Here is a 19,614-nt window from a genome sequence, read left to right as displayed (position 1 = left end):
ATGATTAAAGGTGATTATTTACCTTCTTCCATTTTTCTTTTCAATTCTGCTAATGCATCGATATCTCCAAGAGTAGATCTTTCTTCGTTGTTTGAAGAAGAAGCAACATTGCTTGATCTGTTAGAAGATTCTCTTACATTCTTTTTCTCCTCATCTCTGAAGATACCAGTATGAGATACTACTACTCTTTTGAACTCTTTATTGAATTCGATTACTTTGAATTGAGCTTCTTCTCCTTTTTTGATTTTAGATCCGTCTTCCTTCTCTAATAATCTTGATGGGCAGAAAGCTTCAACCTCAGCATCTTCGAATTGTACAGAAGCACCTTTATCGTGTACTTCTACAGCTTTACCAGCGTGTACAGTTCCTTCAGCATATTTAGTTTCGAATTTATCCCAAGGATTCTCAGTCAATTGCTTGTGACCTAGAGATAATCTTCTTGCTTGAGTATCCAATTCTAATACTACAACATCTAATTTATCTCCAACTGCACAGAACTCAGATGGGTGCTTGATTTTCTTAGTCCAAGAAAGATCAGAGATGTAAATCAATCCATCAATTCCTTCTTCCAATTCTACGAAAACTCCGAAGTTTGTGAAGTTTCTTACAGTTCCAACATGCTTAGAACCTACTGGATATTTAGCTTCGATATTTTCCCAAGGATCTTTGTTCAATTGCTTGATACCTAGAGAGATTTTTCTATCTTCTCTATCCAAAGTAAGAACTTCTGCTTCTACTTCATCACCAACTTTTACGAAATCTCCAGCACTTCTCAAGTGAGTAGACCAAGACATTTCAGAAACGTGGATCAATCCTTCTACACCTGGAGCGATCTCTACGAAAGCACCATAGTCAGCAAGAACTACTACTTTTCCTTTTACTTTATCTCCAACTTTCAAATCAGCAGAAAGAGCATCCCAAGGATGAGCTTCTAATTGCTTCATACCTAATTGGATTCTTGTTTTCTCGTCATCAAAATCAAGGATAACAACTTTTACAGTTTGTCCGTCTTCTAGGATTTCAGATGGGTGGTTCACTCTAGACCAAGAAAGGTCTGTAATGTGGATCAATCCATCAACACCTCCAAGATCTACGAATACACCGTAAGAAGTGATGTTCTTAACAGTACCTTCAAGAACTTGACCTTTCTCCAATTGAGCGATGATTTCTTTTTTCTGACCTTCGATATCTGCTTCGATAAGTGCTTTGTGAGATACAACTACGTTTTTGAACTCTGGGTTGATTTTCACAACTTTGAACTCCATAGTTTTACCTACAAACTGATCGTAATCTTTGATTGGCTTAACGTCGATTTGAGAACCTGGCAAGAATGCTTCGATTCCGTGTACGTCAACGATCATACCACCTTTAGTTCTAGATTTTACAAAACCGTTTACGATTTCTCCAGTTTCGTGAAGTTCGTTTACTCTATCCCAAGCTTTAAGCGTTCTAGCTTTTCTGTGAGATAATTGTAATTGTCCAGTTTTGTCTTCTCTTTTGTCAACCATTACTTCAACTTCATCGCCTACTTTAAGACCTTGGTTGTAACGGAATTCGTTAAGAGAAATAACACCTTCAGATTTGAAGTTGATATCTACGATAGCTTCTTTATCTGTCAATCTTACAACTTTACCAACAATTACGTCGTTATCTGTAAGATCGTTAAGAGAACCATTATAGATTTCTTCCAATTCTTTCTTCTCGCTTCTGTCTTCTGCGTTAAGACCTGACTCGAAAGAATCCCAATCAAATTGTTCTGGTGCTACATTTTGGTTCAAAAGAACCTCTGCTGAATTTGTCTCTTTTGACATTTTCTAATAAAATTTGTATTCCTATTTATTCAGACTTTGGCTTTGCTGTGACTCCTGAAAAATACGGAAGATGTTAATTGTTAATGTTTTACTTCGCCCAAAGTGCGTTCACAAAAGTGGTGCAAAATTAAGCAAAATATTTGAAACCAACAATAATTTTCTACAAATTCACTTTCTCTATAACTAATTGATATTCAAAATAAAAACAATATATTATTTAGGAGCTAATTCCCGCTTTCCACTATATCTTTTTTGTCATTGCGAACGAAGTGAAGCAATATGTTGAACCATTCGTCAATCGCAATAACAAAAAAGGATGCCGTTGCAAAACGAGGTACAAGTTTCGACGATTCTAAAATTAATTTATGAAACAGAGTCAATCGGGGCTAGGTATGAAGTACTAGCTAACAGAGATTTGAATCTTAAATTGCAAACCTTGAACCTCGAACCAAAAAGAATTACCTTTGCAAAATGGAATTACAACCAATCTTTCAAAAACTGCAGATTCAGGATATGAATCAGATGCAGAAATCTATATATAAAGCGTCGGAAAATGAAACTGATGTCGTTTTATTATCGCCAACCGGTTCAGGGAAAACATTAGGATTTTTATTTCCTGTTCTTAGAAATTTGAAATCTGATGTTAAAGGAATTCAAACCTTAATTCTAGTTCCGGCAAGAGAATTAGCTTTACAAATCGAACAGGTTTTCAAATCTATGGGCACAGATTTCAAAGTTTCTATTGCTTACGGCGGACACGATAAAAAGATAGAAATCAATAATCTGATAGAAGCACCAGCTGTTTTAATTGGAACACCTGGAAGAATTGCTTATCACTTGAAAAACGAAAATTTCAATCCGGAAACTATCAAAACTTTGGTTTTGGACGAGTTTGATAAAGCTTTGGAATTAGGCTTCCAGGAAGATATGGAATATATCATTAGCTCGCTTAATGGACTTTCGCAACGTATTTTGACTTCTGCAACGTTGATGGACAACATTCCGAAATTTGTAAAACTCAACAATGAAAAGAAAATCAATTTTCTAAAAGAAAATGAAGCAAAACCGAACATTCAGCTAAAAAAGGTAATGACAACACCTGAAGAAAAACTGAATACACTTTTCCAACTCATCTGTAAAATCGGAAACAAAAGAACCTTGATTTTCTGTAATCACAGAGATGCAGTGGACAGAATTTCTGAATTACTGAGAGAAAAAGGAATCCAGCGGGAAACTTTCCACGGCGGAATGGAACAGGACGAAAGAGAACGCGCACTTTTGAAATTCAGAAACGATTCTGCAAGAATTTTGATTACAACAGATTTAGCAGCAAGAGGTTTGGATATTCCAGAGGTTGAGTCGATTGTGCATTATCAATTACCGCCAAAAGAAGATGCTTTCATCCATAGAAACGGACGAACCGCAAGAATGAATGCGAAAGGTTTTGCGTATTTAATTATGACAGAAGACGAGAATTTTCCTTTCATCAAAAACAACACGCCAGAAGAAAACGTTTCGGAAGCTAATCGAGTTCCAGAAAGAACTCCGAATCAAACCATCTACATCAGTGCCGGAAAAAAAGACAAAGTCAACAAAGTTGATATTGTTGGTTACCTAATCAAAAAAGGTGGTCTCGGAAAAGATGACATTGGCTTAATCGAAGTCAAAGACACGACTTCTTACGTTGCTGTCAACCGAAAAAAAACCATCGAATTGCTCAAACAATTAGCCAACGAAAAGTTGAAAGGCAAAAAGATAAAAATAGAAATCGCTTATTGATAAGCGATTATTTGTAATACTGTATTACAAATAATATTTCCTAACAACATATATTAACTATATTTGTAAAAATCAAAACCATGCTTTCATCATTAGTAATTCACGTCAGCACAGCAAAAGAAAGGCGTAAATATATCGAAGATCATTTATCAAATAAAAATATTAATTTCAGTTTAATAGTATATGGTGATAAAGACCAACTTGAAAAAGACATTTTGGATGATTTTTTTTCGGGTGATTTAAAAGCAAAAACACCAACTACCTCTTGCGCATATAAGCATTTGTTAGCTTACGAAACACTTCTAAAAACTGAGAATGATTATGTTCTGATTTTAGAAGATGATATATATCTTCATAAAAAATTTAATTATTATATAGAAAAAATTACAAATGAGATAAAAAACACCAATTTGTCTCAGTTCATGATTTCTTTAGAAGATTCTGATTTAAGATTCATTCCGAGAAGTAAAAGAAAAGAGGGAAAATATATTTATCAAACTGATCAGGGAACAACTACAGCAGCATATTTGATAGACAGAATTGCAGCAAAAAACATTCTGGAATATGCTAAAAAAGTCAAAATTAATTTACCAATTGATTTATTCCATACAACGTGTTTTGAAAACAATATATTTAAGATGTACAAATCACAACCATTCATTGCCAGCCAAAAAACTTTTGACGGAACTACTCCTTCTCTTATAAGCAATAACAGAGTTGGCCTTTCAAGAATTATTTCTTACAAACTACAAAAAATTTATAAAAAAATATTATATCATTTTCGGTAAAAAAATAGAAATCGCTTATTGATAAGCGATTTTTTTTATTTGATTCCGGAAACATTCATCGGTAAAGCATAAACAGAATGAGAAGCTGTGATAAACAAAGTCGAATTATTTTTTCCGCCAAAAGTCACGTTGGAAGTCCAGTCTTCATCAATCGGAATATTGGTAATCTTTTCTCCTTTAGAATTAAAAATCGTTACACCTTTTCCTGTGAGATAAAGATTTCCTTGGCTGTCCAAAGTCATTCCGTCAGAACCCATTTCGCAGAACAATTTCTTTTCAGATAATTTTCCCTTGCCAAGAATTTCGTAAACATAAGTTTTTCCAGCATTGATATCAGAAACATAAAGTTTTTTGAGTTTTTCAGAACCAATAATTCCGTTCGGTTGAATGAAGGTTTCCAGTTTTGTAATTGTTCCGTTTTGATTTCTGTAATACAGGTTTTTTTCAGAAATTTCTTCTTTGAAGTTTTTCCAATAATCTCTTTTATACAAAGGATCTGTGAAATAAATCCCGCCAAATCTATCAATCCAAAGATCATTAGGACCATTGAGTCTTTTACCTTCAAAACCTTGGGATAAAACCTGAACGTCTTTATTTTTATTGATTTTCCAAATCTCACCATTGTCATCGGAACAAGTAATCAGGTTATCGTCTTTATCATAATAAGTTCCGTTAGCCCGTCCTGTTTTGGCAAGAAACAATTCCAATTGATTGGTTTTCCAGTTCCAAAAATAGATTTTATCATTTGGCTGGTCTGTGAAATAGACATTTCCCTCTTTATCAGAAGCAGGACCTTCTGTAAATTCAAATTGACTTGATAGTAATGTCGGTGGAACATCAAACAGTTTTTCATGGGTATTTTGAACTTTACAATTTATCAAAATCAACAAAATCGCGACATAACGAAACTTCCAAAAACTTTTCATAGTATAAATAATAAAGTCGCAAGTTACAATTTGCTTAAAAGAATTAAAAATAATTATCTTTGAGAATTCGATTTTTATCAATGAAACTTAATCTTCCGGACAAACTCTACTATTCTATTGGCGAAGTTGCCAAAGCTTTTGATGTTAATACTTCTCTAATTCGCTATTGGGAACAGGAATTTCCTATCATCAAACCTAAGAAAAACAAAAAAGGAAACCGTTATTTTACGCCTTCTGATATTGAGAATCTGAAGATTATTTATCATTTGGTAAAGGAAAAAGGCTATACGCTTGACGGCGCGAGAGTTGCTTTGACAACCAACACCAAAATCTCTGAAACCATTACTATTATTGACAGATTGGAGTTTATCAAAGCTGAACTTCTGAAGCTTAAGAATTCTTTAAACGATTAATCGAGCTACTGTTAGAATTCATACTTTTAAGACCACATAGACACATAGTTTTATGCGAAAACTAAGATAAAATAGAAATTGACGAAAAATACTATTTTATCTTTTTGAAATTTTTATCTTTTATATTTCTATGTGCCTATGTGGCTTATACTATTTTCAAAAAAAATCTGGTAATATTTTTTTATTAATAATTGATTTTCGATTCATTTTTTATTTAACTTTGGTTAAAATACAAAAAATGAATCCAAAATTACCTTTCCAAATCCGGAAAAGGCAAATTTTAAGCCTTGGAATTTTCGGAATTCTCATTATTTTTTCACAGATTGCTTTTTCGATTTATAAGAAAAATCAGCATTACGAAAAACCTCAAATTACTTTCATCGCACCAAAAGTTGAAGAAATTATTCTGACTGAATTTAATCCAAACGATTTAGACGAAAGTCAATGGAAGAATCTTGGTTTCAGTGAAAAGCAAGTCAAAACTATTCTGAAATATAAGGAAGTTGTTGGCGGAAATTTTAAATCTAAGGAGCAATTCAAAAAGTGTTATGCGCTAACGCCGGAGAAATATGAGCAGTTGAAAAATTATATTCTTCTTCCGGAGAACAATTCTGATTTCAAAAACAATCAAAACAATTACAAACCTTACGAAAAGAAAAGACTTAATCTAAAAGGAAAATTCAATCCTGATTTATATTCTCAGAAAGATTGGGAAAATCTTGGTTTTTCTGAGAAACAATCGGCTGCTATTTTAAAATATAAAAATTATCTGGGTGGAAGTTTCATAAGTAAAGAAAAGCTGAGAGAATGTTTTATGATTAATGATGAACAGTTCTCGCAAATGTCTCCTTATTTGATTTTACCTAACAAAACACCAGAAAATCTAACTCAAAAATTTGAGAAAAAGAAAGAAAAAGAAGTAGTGAAAATCCGTCAATACTTTGATCCAAACGATTTGAATCAAGAACAATGGCAAGCTTTGGGATTTTCTGAAAAACAGGCCATTTCCATTTTGAAATATCGAGATAAGATTTTGAAAGGTTCTTTCAAATCTTTGGAAGACATCCAAAAATGTTTTATGATTTCGCCAGAAAAATATGAAGAAATGAAACCTTGGATTAGACTTTCTATTGTTGATAAACCTAAACAAACTGAAGAAAAAACTGTTGTTGCAGAAAAAACTGATTTTTCAAAAATTAATCTTAATCAAATCACTTTCAAACAATTGCAGGAATTTGGATTTACCGAAAAAGATTCTGCTGGGATTTTGGCTTTCAGAAAGAAACTTGGTGGTTTCATAAACAAACAACAACTGCTGGAAACTTACGAAATTGACAGAGCTTTGGGCGAAAAATTAATCTATGTTGCAAAACTTGACAATTCGGAGGTTCCAAAATATTCTTTAGCCAATGCCCCAGAAGATTGGCTGAAAAAACATCCTTACTTCCGTTATTCCGCAGACAGAATTATCTTTTATAGAATCTCTTATCCTGATGATAAAAAAATCTGGAAATATTTGAAATTGAAACCCGAATACGAGGAAAAAATGAGACTTTATATTATTAATGATAAATGATTGTTGATTGTTGATTGTAGAAAAATTACTCAAACGTTTTGCTGGAGTCTTCTAATAAACCATTCAATTCATTCATTTCCTGAGGAGTCAAATCTCGCCATTTTCCTACGGGAAGATCAAGTTTGATATTCATAATTCGGATTCTTTTAAGTTTTTTCACTTCATAATCCAGATGTTCGCACATTCTTCGGATTTGTCGGTTGAGTCCTTGTGTCAGAACGATTCGGAAATTCATTGTGTCGATTTTTTCGACTTCACATTTCTTAGTAACTGTATCAAGAATCGGAACACCGTTTCTCATTTTCTCAAGAAACTTTTCCGTGATTGGCTTATTAACTCTTACATAATATTCTTTCTCGTGATTGTTTCTGGCTCTTAGAATTTTGTTGACAATATCGCCGTCGGAAGTCAATAAAATCAAACCTTCACTTGGTTTATCTAATCTTCCGATTGGGAAAATACGTTTGGGATGGTTGATATAATCTACAATATTATTTTTTTCACGTTTTGTATCAGTTGTACAGACAATACCAACAGGTTTATTGAAGGCAATATAAACAAACTCCTCTTCTTCTTTTTTGATGGTTTTCCCATCGACGAAAATTTCATCTTCATCAGATACCTTAGTCCCTAATTCTGGAACTATGCCATTGATAGTAATTCTGCCTTCTTCCAAAAGTTTATCTGCCGCTCTTCTGGAGCAGAATCCAACTTCTGACAAATATTTATTAATTCTAATTTTTTCCATATTCAATTTGTTTATAAAAACTTAATCATTTCTATAAACCGTATATTTTTTGTTGCTAAAAATTGTAGCGCCAAATGAAAGCCCTATAAAAGTTGCCCCTGAAAGTTTATAATTCTGAGTGTAAATAAAAACCCCAATTTCGTTATTCAATCGTTTAGAAAATGCATCCTGATAACCTATTTTCAATCCATAATGTTCTGCATTATTAACATTAGAGTGATTAAACTGCTTACCATATTCTAATTCTATAAATCCTTTCCAATCATCTTTCCCTAAATAGAATTTCGGCTGTATAATCCAATTTAAAAGATGCTGATCATTTGCTATAAAATTATATCTAATCCCTGTTCCTAAAGCAAAAAAACGAAATATATGATAACCTCCAACCACACCAATTCCGTATGTAAAATCATTTGGTAAATAAGGTGCAACGTATTGTTGATAGTACGGAGAATCATTGTTCTGATTATCTTTAATTGAATTTCCCAAATTATATCCAATCTGAACATTCGGACTGATGAAAAAACCCATCGTTTTACTTTTACTATCTTCAGATTGTCCAAAAACGACAATTGAAAGTATTAATGCTAAAGTCAGTAAAATTTTATTCATGGAATGTTTTGATAATTGAAACCTTCTCAAATGAAGTTTCAATGGTTTTCGTTTAAAATATTTGACAAAAGTATGTTTTATTAAACTTCAATACAATAAAAAAGCCTCACTTTAAAAGCAAGGCTATAATTACATCAAAATAAATGATTTATTTTTTGATTACTTTTTTAGTATAAGAAGCATTTTCTGTTTGTACCTTAACTACATAGTTACCTTTGCCTAGCTCAGATACGTTTAATGATTTTGCTCCATCTTTAGAAGTTTTAACTAGTTTACCTGCAGCATCATAAACTTCAACAGAATTAATTTTTCCAGCAACATCAAAATTCACAACATCTACAGTTGGATTTGGATAAATTCTGAAGATATCTTTTTTACCTGCTTCTACAACAGCTAACGTAGCATCTTTAACTTGGATATTATCAACACTGAAACCAGATCCATAATTTTCTATAGAAAGGTCTAAAAAAGAGAAATTTGTAGCGGTCAAAGTTGTAGAATAGATAACATTACCGTTCACATAATATTCTAGTGTGTTATTGGCTTTGTCAATTACAGTTTTGAAGTTATACCAAGTTGTAGCATCCCATTCTAAATCAGTTTCTACATAAGTCTCCTGAGCAGGATCATAAACCACAAAGTTCCAGCTTTGATATGTCAACCAAAAATCAGCAACTACATCTCCATCTTCAGTATATAATCCTACTGCATAATCAGAATCAAAACCTTCAAGATATACATCTGCGGATATTTCTGTTTTACTATAGTTTGGTATCGTTGTGTAAGCATTACTCCACTCTTCACTAGCATCATCCTCGATATATAGAGAACTTGCTCCATCTGTAGCTCTATTGTTTGATACTTTAAAATAAGAACTTGAAGCAGTCCAATCTTTTTGTCCATCTACACTCCCAACATTATAACCTTCTGAAGCTTCGAAAGAGATTTTTGTTTGTGCATTAGCTGAAAAGAAAATTGCCAATGTAGCAATAAAAGATAATAGAATTTTTTTCATATTATTTATTTAAATTAAACGTTTGTTTTAAAAATTGAGAGGTAAAAATAAAGATTCTCTTCAGAATAAGCAAAAGAATTAAACAAATATTCAATTTTTAAATTCTTTTAAAGATTAATGTTTAATTTAAAATAAACTTTATAAAATATATTATATTTAACATTTACATTAAATATACTATCAATATCACAAAATAAAACCTTTTAATTATTAAAATGGAAATTATTTTCGAGATAATCAGAAGTAGCATTTTCTATTGAATAATCTCCAATTTTTGTTCTTCTAAGTTGAGTTAGATAAGCTCCAACTTTCAATTCTTGTCCAATGTCGTGAGCCAAACTTCTGATATAAGTTCCTTTGGAGCATCCCACAGTGAATGAAACAAAAGGCAAATTAATTTCAATATTATTAAGGTAAAGAATCGTGGTCTTTCTAGATTTCATTTCCACATCCTCTCCTTTTCTTGCAAGTTCATAAGCACGTTTTCCATCAATTTTAAGTGCAGAAAAAACTGGAGGTTTTTGATCAATTTCTCCAAGAAATTTTTCCAAAGTTTGATAGATATTTTCCTCTGTAATATGAGAATAATCAGTTTGTAGGATTTCGGGTTTTTCCGTGTCGTAAGACTCGGTTTGAACGCCGATTTTGATTTCTGTCCAATATTCTTTCGGCGCATCTTGGATTTCCGGAATTTTCTTTGTGAATTTCCCCGTACAAACAATTAACAATCCTGTTGCTCTAGGATCCAAAGTTCCAGCGTGACCGATTTTGAATTTCTTTGGTAATTCTTTGAACTCATTTTTGAGTTTATATTTTAACTTATTGACAGCCTGAAAACTTGTCCAATCCAAAGGTTTGTCCAATAGAAATACATGTCCGGATTGTAATTCTTCTGCCGTCATTTACTTGAAGAAATAAAAATAAATCAACAAAGCCACGCCAACAAAAATACGGTACCAACCCCAAGGTTTGAAGCCATATTTATTCAGCAAAGCAATGAAAGATTTGATTGCAATCCAAGCAACGACAAACGCAACTACATTCCCGATAACAAATATCAAAATATGATCTTGTGAAGCCAAAATCATCTCATAACCTTTTTGTGGATTACCGGTTTCTTTACCCCAAGTTTTTACAAAAACAGAATAAAGTGTTACGGCTAACATCGTGGGAACAGCCAAGAAAAATGAAAATTCAGCAGCAGCTTTTCTTGATAATCCTTGAGACATTCCTCCAATAATAGAAGCAGCACTTCTACTTGTTCCCGGCATCATTGCCAAACATTGCCAAAAACCAATAGTCACAGCTTTTTTGATCGTGATTTCTTTCTCATCGTGAATAATTGGATTCTTGAACCAATTATCTGCAAACAATAAAACAACTCCTCCTAAAACCAAAACAGACGAAATAGCGATTTGATTCCCTAAAACAGATTCAATAATATCATCTAAGAAAAAACCAATTCCCAAAGCTGGCAAAACAGCAAAAGCTAATTTGTAATAGAACTGCAAATTGCTGAAATCAAAGAATTTTTTACCATAAGCCACAACCACAGAAAGGATAGCACCAAACTGAATGGAAACCTGAAACATTTTAAGAAATTCAGTTTCTTCTAATCCCATAAGGCTTGCTGCAAATCCCATATGAGCAGTTGAAGAAATCGGTAAATATTCTGTAAGTCCTTCTATGATTGCAATAATAATTGCTTTGATCAAATCCATAGTGTGTTTGTTTTATTAAAAAAAACTTTGCCTCAGTTTCACCAAGACAAAGTTATTATTGTATTTCTTATTAAAATTTAATCTTTGTTTCTTTTCAGAATTGCAAAAACCTGAACCACAAATCCAGCAATGACCAACATCGGTGCTAATCTGATTCTTCTGAAAGAAAAAATTCCTTCGTTCCAATAATTCGGGTCAAATTTTCCTTCAGGAGTTGTATTGGCATCTGCTCCCATCATTAAGACAAATCCTAAAAGAATTAATCCCAAACCAATCAACATCAATTTAAAATTCTTGCTTCCGAAATAGAACGAGTTTTTTTCAACAGTTTCTGTAGGTTTTCCTATTTGATCTGCAGAATATTTATTTGTTTTTTTTGCCATTGTTATGAGTAATATAGGTCATCTACGTTGCTTCGTAAAAATCTCCAAGTTGCAAAGATAGTACTTGCAATGGTTATAAAAATACCAACCAAGAAAATTATTATTACCAAGAAAACATATTGGTTTGTATCCTGAACAAATGGCGTCCCAATCTGACTTGTGAAATAATACCAAACAGCTCCTAAAGCCAAAAGTCCTATAAAAGCACCAATTAATCCAAGAACCAAAGCTTCTTTTATAAATGGCATCAAAATAAATCTCCTTTTAGCTCCAACCAACTGCATCGTTTTGATAATAAATCTTTTAGAGAATATTTTCAGTCTGATTGAATTATTAATAAGAACTATTGCAACAATCAAAAATAAAATTGAAAATGCTAATATCCAAGTTAGAATCCTATTCAAGTTGTTATAAACATCTATGGTTAGTTGGTTATCATTAGCCACATCTTTTACGCCTTTTATAGCTTTAAGCTGTGTTACCACCCCATCAATTTTTGCAGGATCTACGAATTCTGGTTTCAAAGTCACTTCGACGGAAGCTGGAAATATATCTTCCTCAAAAAGTGCATCAGCATCTATCCCCAATTGTTTTTTTGCTAAAACTGTCGCTTGTTGTTTAGAAATATATTTAGCTTGTTTTACATAATGCTGCTGTTTAATTGTATTAAAAGTTTCTTCTTGAAACTTAAGCGTTTTTGCAGAGTCGCGTGGATCCAGATACTCATCAAAATAAGCTTCCACTACAAGTTGTTCCTTGATATAGTCTGAATATTTTTGAGCATTAATCAATATCAATCCAAATAATCCTACAAGGAATAAAACAAGCGAAATACTGATGACTACAGTAATATTACTGGACCTCAATCTGCTTTTATTAAAATCATCAACTGTCTTTGGCATCAAAAAAATTTTTGCTAAAATAGAAATTTTCGTTTAAAAAGCCGTCGTGACCTCTGTTAATAAAATCATAAAAACATCATTATGACTTAATTTTCACAACTACTTTCCTGAGAATTTTAGAATCGAAAAATCGGCATTTTTATTGTTTAGGAAAAATATCAAATCAAAATTATGAAACTAACCCGACAAGCTACAGGAAAAAACTTTTCTTATTTCGATAAAAATAAAGAGAAGCTAAAAGACCCACAAAAAATCGAATATATTAAGTCATTGGTCATTCCGCCAGCTTGGAAAGATGTGGAAATCACAACCAATAAAAGGGCGAAAATTCTAGCTGTAGGCAGAGACCAAAAAGGAAGAAAGCAATACATCTACAATCCAAAATTCCGAGCGAAGAAAGATGCGGACAAGTTTGATAGGATTTTACATTTTGCCGAGAATCTGGAACATATGCGACGCGTTACAGGACAGCATCTCCGAAAGAAAAAAATAACCCGTGAAAAAGTTCTGGCGGCAATGGTCAGACTTTTAGACTCTGCTTACTTTAGACCAGGAAGTCCCAAATATACGCAACAAAATCAAAGCTATGGATTAACAACAATCCGCAAAAAACACCTTAACATCGAAGGTGATGAAATAGTATTTTCCTATAAAGGAAAATCGGGAAAATTTCAAGAAAAGCATATTATTAATTCCAAATTAGCAAAAACAATTTCTGATTTGGAAGAATTGCCAGGCTACAGACTTTTTAAATATTATGATGAAAACGGCGAACTAATAACTGTTGAAAGCCAAGATCTAAACCAATATATCAAAGAAATAATGGGTGAAGAATTCTCAGCAAAAGACTTCAGAACGTGGGCCGGAACGATGATTGCCGCAGGAATTTTGGATGAATTAGGAATTTGTGAAAAACAACAACAGAAGGAGATGAAAAAACGCATCCGGAATGCCATTGTTACAGTTTCTGAAAAATTGGGCAATACACCAGCTGTTGCACGAGATTCTTATATAGATCCGAGAATTTTTGAGCATTATAAAAACGGACAAACCATTAATTATTTTCAGAAAGAAATTAAAAAACTCCTAAGAAAAAATGAAAATCTTTCTGAAACTGAAGTAGGTGTTTTGTATATGTTGAAATCGAAATTAAATTAACTCAAACTTTTAAAAACTTCACCTATCTTATTAATGAGATCTGTGGGTAACATCGCTTCTTTTGAAAATTTTTGCGATGCAAAATCTCCAGCTTTTCCGTGAAGCCAAACGCCGAAGATGCAAGATTTTTCGATTTCATATTTTTGAGAAATTAATGATGTTAAAATCCCTGTCAGAACATCACCGCTTCCACCTTTTGCCATTCCGGAATTGCCCGTGATATTATAAAACACTTTTTTTTCTGGAGTGATTACAACTGTATGATGGTCTTTCAGAATGATGAAAATTTGCAATTCTTTCGCTTTCTGTTTTGCTAATTCTATTCTTTCAAAAGAGTTTGCAGTTTTTCCAAACAACCTTTCAAATTCCAAGGGGTGTGGTGTGATGACAGCATTTTTAGGTATCAAATTTAACTTATTATTTTCCGCCAGAATATTGAGCGCATCAGCATCTAAAACAACATATTGATTGTAACTTTCCAGAAACTCAAAAAGTGCTTTTTGGGTCTGCTTTTCTTTTCCCAAACCTGGACCAATTCCATAAACTGCCTTTTCCTGAATTTCGATTTTATCAATATAATTTTTTCCTGAGCCAATAAACATCGCCTCCGGAATTTGAGATTGCAAAATAACATTACCACATTCTGGTGCAATGGTAAACGTCAAACCACTTCCGGTTTTCAAAGCGGATAAAGTTGACATTAGAATTGCACCCATTTTACCGTAACTTCCGCCCACTAAAATACTTTTCCCGAAAGTTCCTTTGTGACTGAAATCTTCGCGAGGTTTATAAATTTCTTTGATTAATTCGTCATCAATAACAAAATAGTCTGTTTCAACTTCATTAATAAAATCTTTATCCAAGTCAATATCTAAGACAATAATTTTTCCACAGAATTTTCCAGTTTCGGGATGGAGGAAACTTCTTTTATAAAACTGAAAAGTCAAAGTAAAATCCGCTTTGAAAACAGTAGAATTTTCTTCAATTATTCTATCCGCATAAAGTCCGGCTGGAATATCTATTGAGATTTTCTGCGCTTTAATTTGATTTAATTTTTTGATTAAATTTTTAAAGTCATCAGACAATTCTCTATTCAGTCCATAACCAAACAAAGCATCAACGATAATAGATTTTTCATCATGGACATTAAAAACCTCAGAAAAATCTTTAACATCAATTCCGCTTATTGTTTTTATTTTTTTGAAATTAATCTCTGCCTCTCGAGAAAATTTCATATTGTTTTTATTAATAAAAACTTCTACATCAAACCCTTTTTCATAAAGTATTCTGGCGATAGCAAAACCGTCGCCGCCATTGTTGCCATTTCCACAAAAAATCAAAAATTTGTCCGCATTCCTGAAATAATCTATAATCCAATCACAACATTTTGTGGCCGCTTTTTCCATCAATGCGATGGAACTAATACCTTTTTCGATAGTCGCTGTATCGCAGTTTTTGATTTGGTTTGCTGTTAATATTTTCATTTTTCAGCATTTGGTAAAAATAATTAATCTCAAAATTAATCAATAAAATTGATTAATAAATAGAAATAAATAAACCGTTATCAATAAAAAATTCTATTTTTGTTATTAACTAACTATTAAAAAATACAACTATGGGATTTGTAAAAGAGTTTAAAGAATTTGCATTCAAAGGAAATGTAGTAGACTTAGCAGTCGGTGTCATCATTGGTGGTGCATTTGGCGCAATTGTAAAATCATTGGTAGATGATGTAATTACACCACTTCTATTGACGCCAGCTTTGAAAGCTGCAGGCGCAGAAAACATCAAAGAATTGGCTTGGAACGGTGTAACTTACGGAAATTTCTTATCATCCGTAATCAGCTTTTTGGTAATTGCTTTTGTTTTATTTTGGTTAATAAAAGTTGCCAATAAATTTAACAAGAAACCAGAAGAAGCTCCTGCTGGACCATCTTCCACGGATGTTCTTCTTGCCGAGATCCGCGATGAATTGAAGAAAAAACACTCACTTTAAAAGACACAAAATGCCACTTTTCAGTGGCATTTTTTTATTGTAATAATTCCAATTCAATCCTGTTATTATCTTTCTTTATTTGATTTTTCAATCGATCTTCCTGATCTTTTGCAATTTTTGTGGAAGTTCCATCTTTTCCAGTTAAAACGATAGATGTTCCGCCCATTTGAATTTGCTTGATTCCTTTCGTTGGGTCATTTTCGTATTCTTTCAATACTTTTTGGAATTGTTTGGAATTAACAGCAATTTCCTTTGCTTCCCAAACATTGATATCTACATCGCCGACAATATTTTTAATTCCTTTAAGTTCCATTTTGTGAGAACCCGTTTTGTCTTCAATCTTAACAATCAACCCAGGCAAACCTCGGAATTTATATGGTCCATCTTGAATAGGGATTTCTGTAGAAAACCAAGCAATCCAATGTCTGCCTGCAAAATCCGCTTCTGCTTTTTGAGCGTTCCACTCTCCTATTTTCTCTTTTTCTGACAAGATTTTCCAGTTGATTTTTCTGTCATCAGAAATATTGTAAGCATCCATCCCCAATCTACGATGGAGATTAATTTTATAATCAGGATAAGTTTTCGTTACCGAATATCGTACACTTCCCTTTTGCATACCAGGTTTCACATTCATAGAACCAGTTGCCGCAATTTGCTTTTCAAATTCAGCTTTCATCAAAGAATCCGAATTGAAAACTGTATAACTGTAATATTTGGAACCATCTCTTGTTGTGTCCAGAAACATCATTTCAGTTTTTACATCTTCTAAGTTTGTCGAATCTGAAATAAATTTGTATTCATAAATAAATCTTTTGTTTTGAGCAAACGTCAGAATTCCTACAATCAGAAATAAATTAATTAGTAGTTTTTTCATAGTTATAAAGTATTAAAAAAGCCGGCGAACCGGCTAAAGTGTTATGAATGTAAATTGTTTATTTTGTAATAACTTCGATTTTTCCGGTTCCGTTTGTTTTAAAAACGTTCATAGACATAATTTCATTAGGATTCATTTTATTAAGTACAGATTTATCCACTATTTTTCCATTGATATAAACTATCATTTTGTCTGTATTAGCAGCCGTCATCTTGTTATTCGGAACAAAAACTTTTGGTTCATTCTCCATAGAATTAAAACTTATTTTAAATGAAGAATTCTCACGCATTTCTTTGTTTAATTGTTGCTGTTTTTCCTGAATTTTTTTTTGCTCTTCCAGTAATTCACTTTGCTTCTTTTGCAGTTCTTTTCTTTTTTTCTCCATCTTTTTCATTTCTTTTGGAGACAATTTAGATTTAGCTTCATTAAAGAATGCATCATCAGAAAAATTAAATTTGAAATTAGTTGTCAAATCCTTGAACTCCGGAAAGTCACTTGCGTCAAATCCATAAGCTACAGTCCCATCAGTAAAAGCATCTTTCCTAAATTGGTCTTTTATCATTTTATGAAATTCATCATCCGAATAAACTTTACCATATTTCTCAACCGCGTCTTGTGCTCTTTTCTGAGCTTCTTGAATCATTTTCTGAAAATCAGGAGAGTTAACTTTTGTAGCAGCTTCTTCCGCACGCTTTTCAGCATCAGCAATTCTTTTTTTGAACGCTGGAGAATTGACCAATTTATCAGCCGCAATTGCACGCTTCTCCGCATCCGCAATTTTCTTTTTGAATTCCTTAGAATTAACCATTGCGTCGGCTTTTCTTGCAACTTCATCAGCATCAGAAATTTTTTTCTTAAATTCTGGAGAATCATACATTTTAGCAATAGCTTCAGAATGTTCTTCTAAACCTTTGATATTTCTCTTGTAATTATCCGAGTTTACAACGTCTTCCATCTGAGCAGCAAGAGATTCTATTTCATTTTCCAAAGCTTTATACTCTGAATACTCTTCTTTCTTAGCTTTTTTCAGAGCAGATAACGCTTTTCCTTTCTCAGACATTATTTTGCTGATTGCCGACATTTTCAAATGGTCTTCCTGCAAAGCATCAGAATAAGCTTTTGTTTGTCTTTGATGATTGTTTGCAAAACTATCAAATTCTGATTGTTTTGGCTGGATTGTATCCATTTTAATTTGTTCAACAGCGATTTCTATCGCTTTGTTCGTTTCTGTGATTTCTTTGTTTTTAGCATTTACCATATACGCAAACACCATAAAAAATAAGATTGGTAACGCAAATAACTTGCGTGCATAACTGTACTTGGTTTGATTTTTTGTAATCATTGTAAGTCTTTTTTTGAGGTTAGATGATAAAAAAGGACTTGTGACAGGCAAAACCGAACCCGAGAAATGACTCTCCAAAAGCATCTGCGCAAATGCTTTTGTGTCCGATTTTTTGACTGCTTTTTTGTCCGCCAAGTATTCGTGAATAAGATTGATTTCTTTGTTGATAAAGTAAAACACAGGATTGAACCAGAAAATGGATTTTGCCAGTTGCATCAGGAGTTTATCCCAGCTGTGTTTTTGTTCTATATGAACCATCTCGTGCTTCAGAATCTGTTGTCCAACAGGAGAATTAATCTCGATTGATTTTTTCCAAAACAGATTTCTGAAGAATGAAAAAGGTGCATTATTTAGATTAGTCTGATAAAAATTGATTCCTTCGATGGTTTCATTTGGGAACTGTTTTTTTATCGAATGGATTTTTAAAATTCCTAGTATTAATCTAATTAAAAGAGCGATTGAAACCACTCCAGCAATTGTATAAAAAACTGAATAAATAGTGATATCATAGTTTGTAGTTTGAGATTGATTTTGATTGAATCCACTAAGAAGTAGATACAAGTTTTCATTTGTTTCTATCGTAAAATAAGAAACTTTCACCAGAGGTAGAATTAGACTAATTATTACCAAAAATAAAAGATAGAATCTGTTATAATGATGAAAAGTCTTATCCTTTAAAAACAATAGATAATAAGCAAACATCACTGCTGAGCAAAGAATCATCTTGCCAAAGTAAAGTAAAATTGGTTCCATTATTCCTTGTTTTTAAGTTCATTCAATAAAAGCTCCAAATCTTGAACACTTATTTCATTTTCTTCTACCAAAAACGAAACAGCATTGGTATATGAACCTTCGAAATAATTTTTAACCAAGCTTCTGATAGACTTTCCACTATAATTTTCTTTACTTATAAGAGGAAAATATTCGTGCTGTCTTCCAAAAGTTTTGTAATTCACAAATCCTTTTTCCATCAATATTTTAAGAATAGTGGAAATGGTATTAGTATGCGGTTTTGGTTCAGGAAACAATTCTAAAACGTCTTTCAAGAATCCCTTCTCTATCTGCCAAAGGTACTGCATTACCTGTTCTTCTGCTTTGGTTAACTTATTCATATTCATTTACTTTAAAAACAATCAATCTTATATCACTAAAAACTTAGTAATACAAATGTAGGATTAATTTCAATTTGTACAACTATTTTTATAGTTAAAAGAAGTTAAAAACTATAACTAATTGATTTTCAATTTTTAAAATTAAAAAAACATTAGTTATTAAAATTATTAAAATAAATCTTGACTTGAATCGAAATAGTCGTATATTTGCAATCCAATATCGCGAGGTAGAGCAGTAGGTAGCTCGTCGGGCTCATAACCCGGAGGTCGCACGTTCGAGTCGTGTCCTCGCAACCAATTTAAGAGAATGACAACTGTGGTTCTCTTTTTTTATTCTCAATAATTTCATCAGTAAAATCAAAATTAATTTGACTTGTATCAAAAAAGTTGTATATTTGCAGAACAATATCGCGAGGTAGAGCAGTAGGTAGCTCGTCGGGCTCATAACCCGGAGGTCG

The 19,614-nt window shown here is 32.6% G+C and carries 19 protein-coding genes and 2 tRNA genes (1 of these 21 only partly in view); 8 read left to right on the top strand and 13 right to left on the bottom strand.

Annotated elements, in window-relative coordinates; translation table 11 throughout:
• Positions 1-14: 14 nt before the first annotated feature.
• Positions 15-1,811, bottom strand: a complete 1,797-nt coding sequence (rpsA, locus tag V7P73_RS05175) for a 30S ribosomal protein S1 (RefSeq protein ID WP_333851869.1) — start codon at positions 1,809-1,811, stop codon at positions 15-17.
• Between the two features lie 471 nt (positions 1,812-2,282).
• On the opposite strand from rpsA, the gene V7P73_RS05170 reads away from it, so the two are divergent.
• Both V7P73_RS05170 and V7P73_RS05165 read left to right on the top strand, forming a co-directional pair.
• Entirely contained in the window at positions 2,283-3,590 is a 1,308-nt protein-coding gene (locus V7P73_RS05170; protein WP_333851868.1) for a DEAD/DEAH box helicase, read from the top strand.
• Positions 3,591-3,670: 80 nt separating this feature from the next.
• Positions 3,671-4,378 (top strand): glycosyltransferase family 25 protein, encoded by a 708-nt coding sequence (locus V7P73_RS05165; protein WP_333851867.1) that lies wholly within the window; start codon positions 3,671-3,673, stop codon positions 4,376-4,378.
• Positions 4,379-4,413: 35 nt separating this feature from the next.
• Here the strand turns inward: V7P73_RS05165 and V7P73_RS05160 are convergent, their stop codons facing one another.
• Entirely contained in the window at positions 4,414-5,304 is an 891-nt protein-coding gene (locus V7P73_RS05160; protein ID WP_333851866.1) for an SMP-30/gluconolactonase/LRE family protein, read from the bottom strand.
• Positions 5,305-5,384: 80 nt separating this feature from the next.
• On the opposite strand from V7P73_RS05160, the gene V7P73_RS05155 reads away from it, so the two are divergent.
• Complete coding sequence (locus V7P73_RS05155) at positions 5,385-5,717, top strand: MerR family transcriptional regulator (RefSeq protein WP_034965019.1); 333 nt, start codon at positions 5,385-5,387, stop codon at positions 5,715-5,717.
• Between the two features lie 238 nt (positions 5,718-5,955).
• Positions 5,956-7,293, top strand: coding sequence for a helix-hairpin-helix domain-containing protein (locus V7P73_RS05150; protein WP_333851865.1), 1,338 nt, complete (start codon positions 5,956-5,958; stop codon positions 7,291-7,293).
• A 25-nt stretch (positions 7,294-7,318) separates the two neighbouring features.
• On the opposite strand, the gene rluF is transcribed toward V7P73_RS05150, so the two are convergent.
• The 7 genes from rluF to V7P73_RS05115 all read right to left on the bottom strand — a co-directional run bounded on the left by rluF (position 7,319) and on the right by V7P73_RS05115 (position 12,674).
• Positions 7,319-8,041, bottom strand: coding sequence for a 23S rRNA pseudouridine(2604) synthase RluF (gene rluF / locus V7P73_RS05145; RefSeq protein WP_333851864.1), 723 nt, complete (start codon positions 8,039-8,041; stop codon positions 7,319-7,321).
• Between the two features lie 21 nt (positions 8,042-8,062).
• Complete coding sequence (locus V7P73_RS05140) at positions 8,063-8,653, bottom strand: hypothetical protein (RefSeq protein ID WP_333851863.1); 591 nt, start codon at positions 8,651-8,653, stop codon at positions 8,063-8,065.
• Positions 8,654-8,801: 148 nt separating this feature from the next.
• Positions 8,802-9,668: a T9SS type A sorting domain-containing protein gene (locus tag V7P73_RS05135; RefSeq protein ID WP_333851862.1), complete on the bottom strand. Its 867-nt coding sequence runs from the start codon at positions 9,666-9,668 to the stop codon at positions 8,802-8,804.
• 203 nt (positions 9,669-9,871) lie between these two features.
• A complete protein-coding gene (truB, locus tag V7P73_RS05130) occupies positions 9,872-10,570 on the bottom strand; it encodes a tRNA pseudouridine(55) synthase TruB (protein WP_333851861.1) in 699 nt (232 codons plus the stop codon).
• Positions 10,571-11,389, bottom strand: a complete 819-nt coding sequence (locus V7P73_RS05125) for an undecaprenyl-diphosphate phosphatase (RefSeq protein ID WP_333851860.1) — start codon at positions 11,387-11,389, stop codon at positions 10,571-10,573.
• A 77-nt stretch (positions 11,390-11,466) separates the two neighbouring features.
• Positions 11,467-11,772 (bottom strand): DUF3098 domain-containing protein, encoded by a 306-nt coding sequence (locus tag V7P73_RS05120; protein ID WP_333851859.1) that lies wholly within the window; start codon positions 11,770-11,772, stop codon positions 11,467-11,469.
• A 2-nt stretch (positions 11,773-11,774) separates the two neighbouring features.
• Positions 11,775-12,674: a cell division protein FtsX gene (locus tag V7P73_RS05115; protein WP_333851858.1), complete on the bottom strand. Its 900-nt coding sequence runs from the start codon at positions 12,672-12,674 to the stop codon at positions 11,775-11,777.
• 171 nt (positions 12,675-12,845) lie between these two features.
• On the opposite strand from V7P73_RS05115, the gene V7P73_RS05110 reads away from it, so the two are divergent.
• Positions 12,846-13,832 (top strand): DNA topoisomerase IB, encoded by a 987-nt coding sequence (locus tag V7P73_RS05110; RefSeq protein WP_333851857.1) that lies wholly within the window; start codon positions 12,846-12,848, stop codon positions 13,830-13,832.
• Here V7P73_RS05110 and V7P73_RS05105 read toward each other — a convergent pair.
• Complete coding sequence (locus V7P73_RS05105) at positions 13,829-15,316, bottom strand: NAD(P)H-hydrate dehydratase (protein ID WP_333851856.1); 1,488 nt, start codon at positions 15,314-15,316, stop codon at positions 13,829-13,831. The two genes, V7P73_RS05110 and V7P73_RS05105, sit on opposite strands and share 4 nt — an antisense overlap.
• A 131-nt stretch (positions 15,317-15,447) precedes the next feature.
• Between V7P73_RS05105 and mscL the strand changes: the two genes are divergently transcribed.
• Positions 15,448-15,828 carry a large conductance mechanosensitive channel protein MscL gene (mscL, locus tag V7P73_RS05100; protein WP_333851855.1) on the top strand — a complete coding sequence of 127 codons (381 nt, stop codon included), beginning with the start codon at positions 15,448-15,450 and terminating at the stop codon, positions 15,826-15,828.
• Between the two features lie 34 nt (positions 15,829-15,862).
• On the opposite strand, the gene V7P73_RS05095 is transcribed toward mscL, so the two are convergent.
• The 3 genes from V7P73_RS05095 to V7P73_RS05085 are packed head-to-tail and all read right to left on the bottom strand — an operon-like array spanning position 15,863 to position 19,162.
• Positions 15,863-16,702 carry a GLPGLI family protein gene (locus tag V7P73_RS05095; RefSeq protein WP_333851854.1) on the bottom strand — a complete coding sequence of 280 codons (840 nt, stop codon included), beginning with the start codon at positions 16,700-16,702 and terminating at the stop codon, positions 15,863-15,865.
• Positions 16,703-16,760: 58 nt separating this feature from the next.
• Positions 16,761-18,797 (bottom strand): M56 family metallopeptidase, encoded by a 2,037-nt coding sequence (locus V7P73_RS05090; protein ID WP_333851853.1) that lies wholly within the window; start codon positions 18,795-18,797, stop codon positions 16,761-16,763.
• On the bottom strand, positions 18,797-19,162 hold the full coding sequence (locus V7P73_RS05085; protein WP_333851852.1) for a BlaI/MecI/CopY family transcriptional regulator: 366 nt from the start codon (positions 19,160-19,162) through the stop codon (positions 18,797-18,799). The genes V7P73_RS05090 and V7P73_RS05085 overlap by 1 nt, the downstream gene beginning before the upstream one ends.
• A gap of 215 nt (positions 19,163-19,377) precedes the next feature.
• Between V7P73_RS05085 and V7P73_RS05080 the strand changes: the two genes are divergently transcribed.
• Together V7P73_RS05080 and V7P73_RS05075 are read left to right on the top strand one after the other, a co-directional pair.
• Positions 19,378-19,453, top strand: a tRNA-Met gene (locus V7P73_RS05080).
• Between the two features lie 112 nt (positions 19,454-19,565).
• Positions 19,566-19,614, top strand: a tRNA-Met gene (locus tag V7P73_RS05075) (it continues 127 nt past the right edge of the window).

The organism is Epilithonimonas sp. (genome assembly GCF_036780765.1).
In the GTDB taxonomy this organism is placed as follows: domain Bacteria; phylum Bacteroidota; class Bacteroidia; order Flavobacteriales; family Weeksellaceae; genus Epilithonimonas.
Note: the sequence above shows the minus strand (reverse complement) of the source record. Positions and strands in the feature narration are given on the sequence as shown.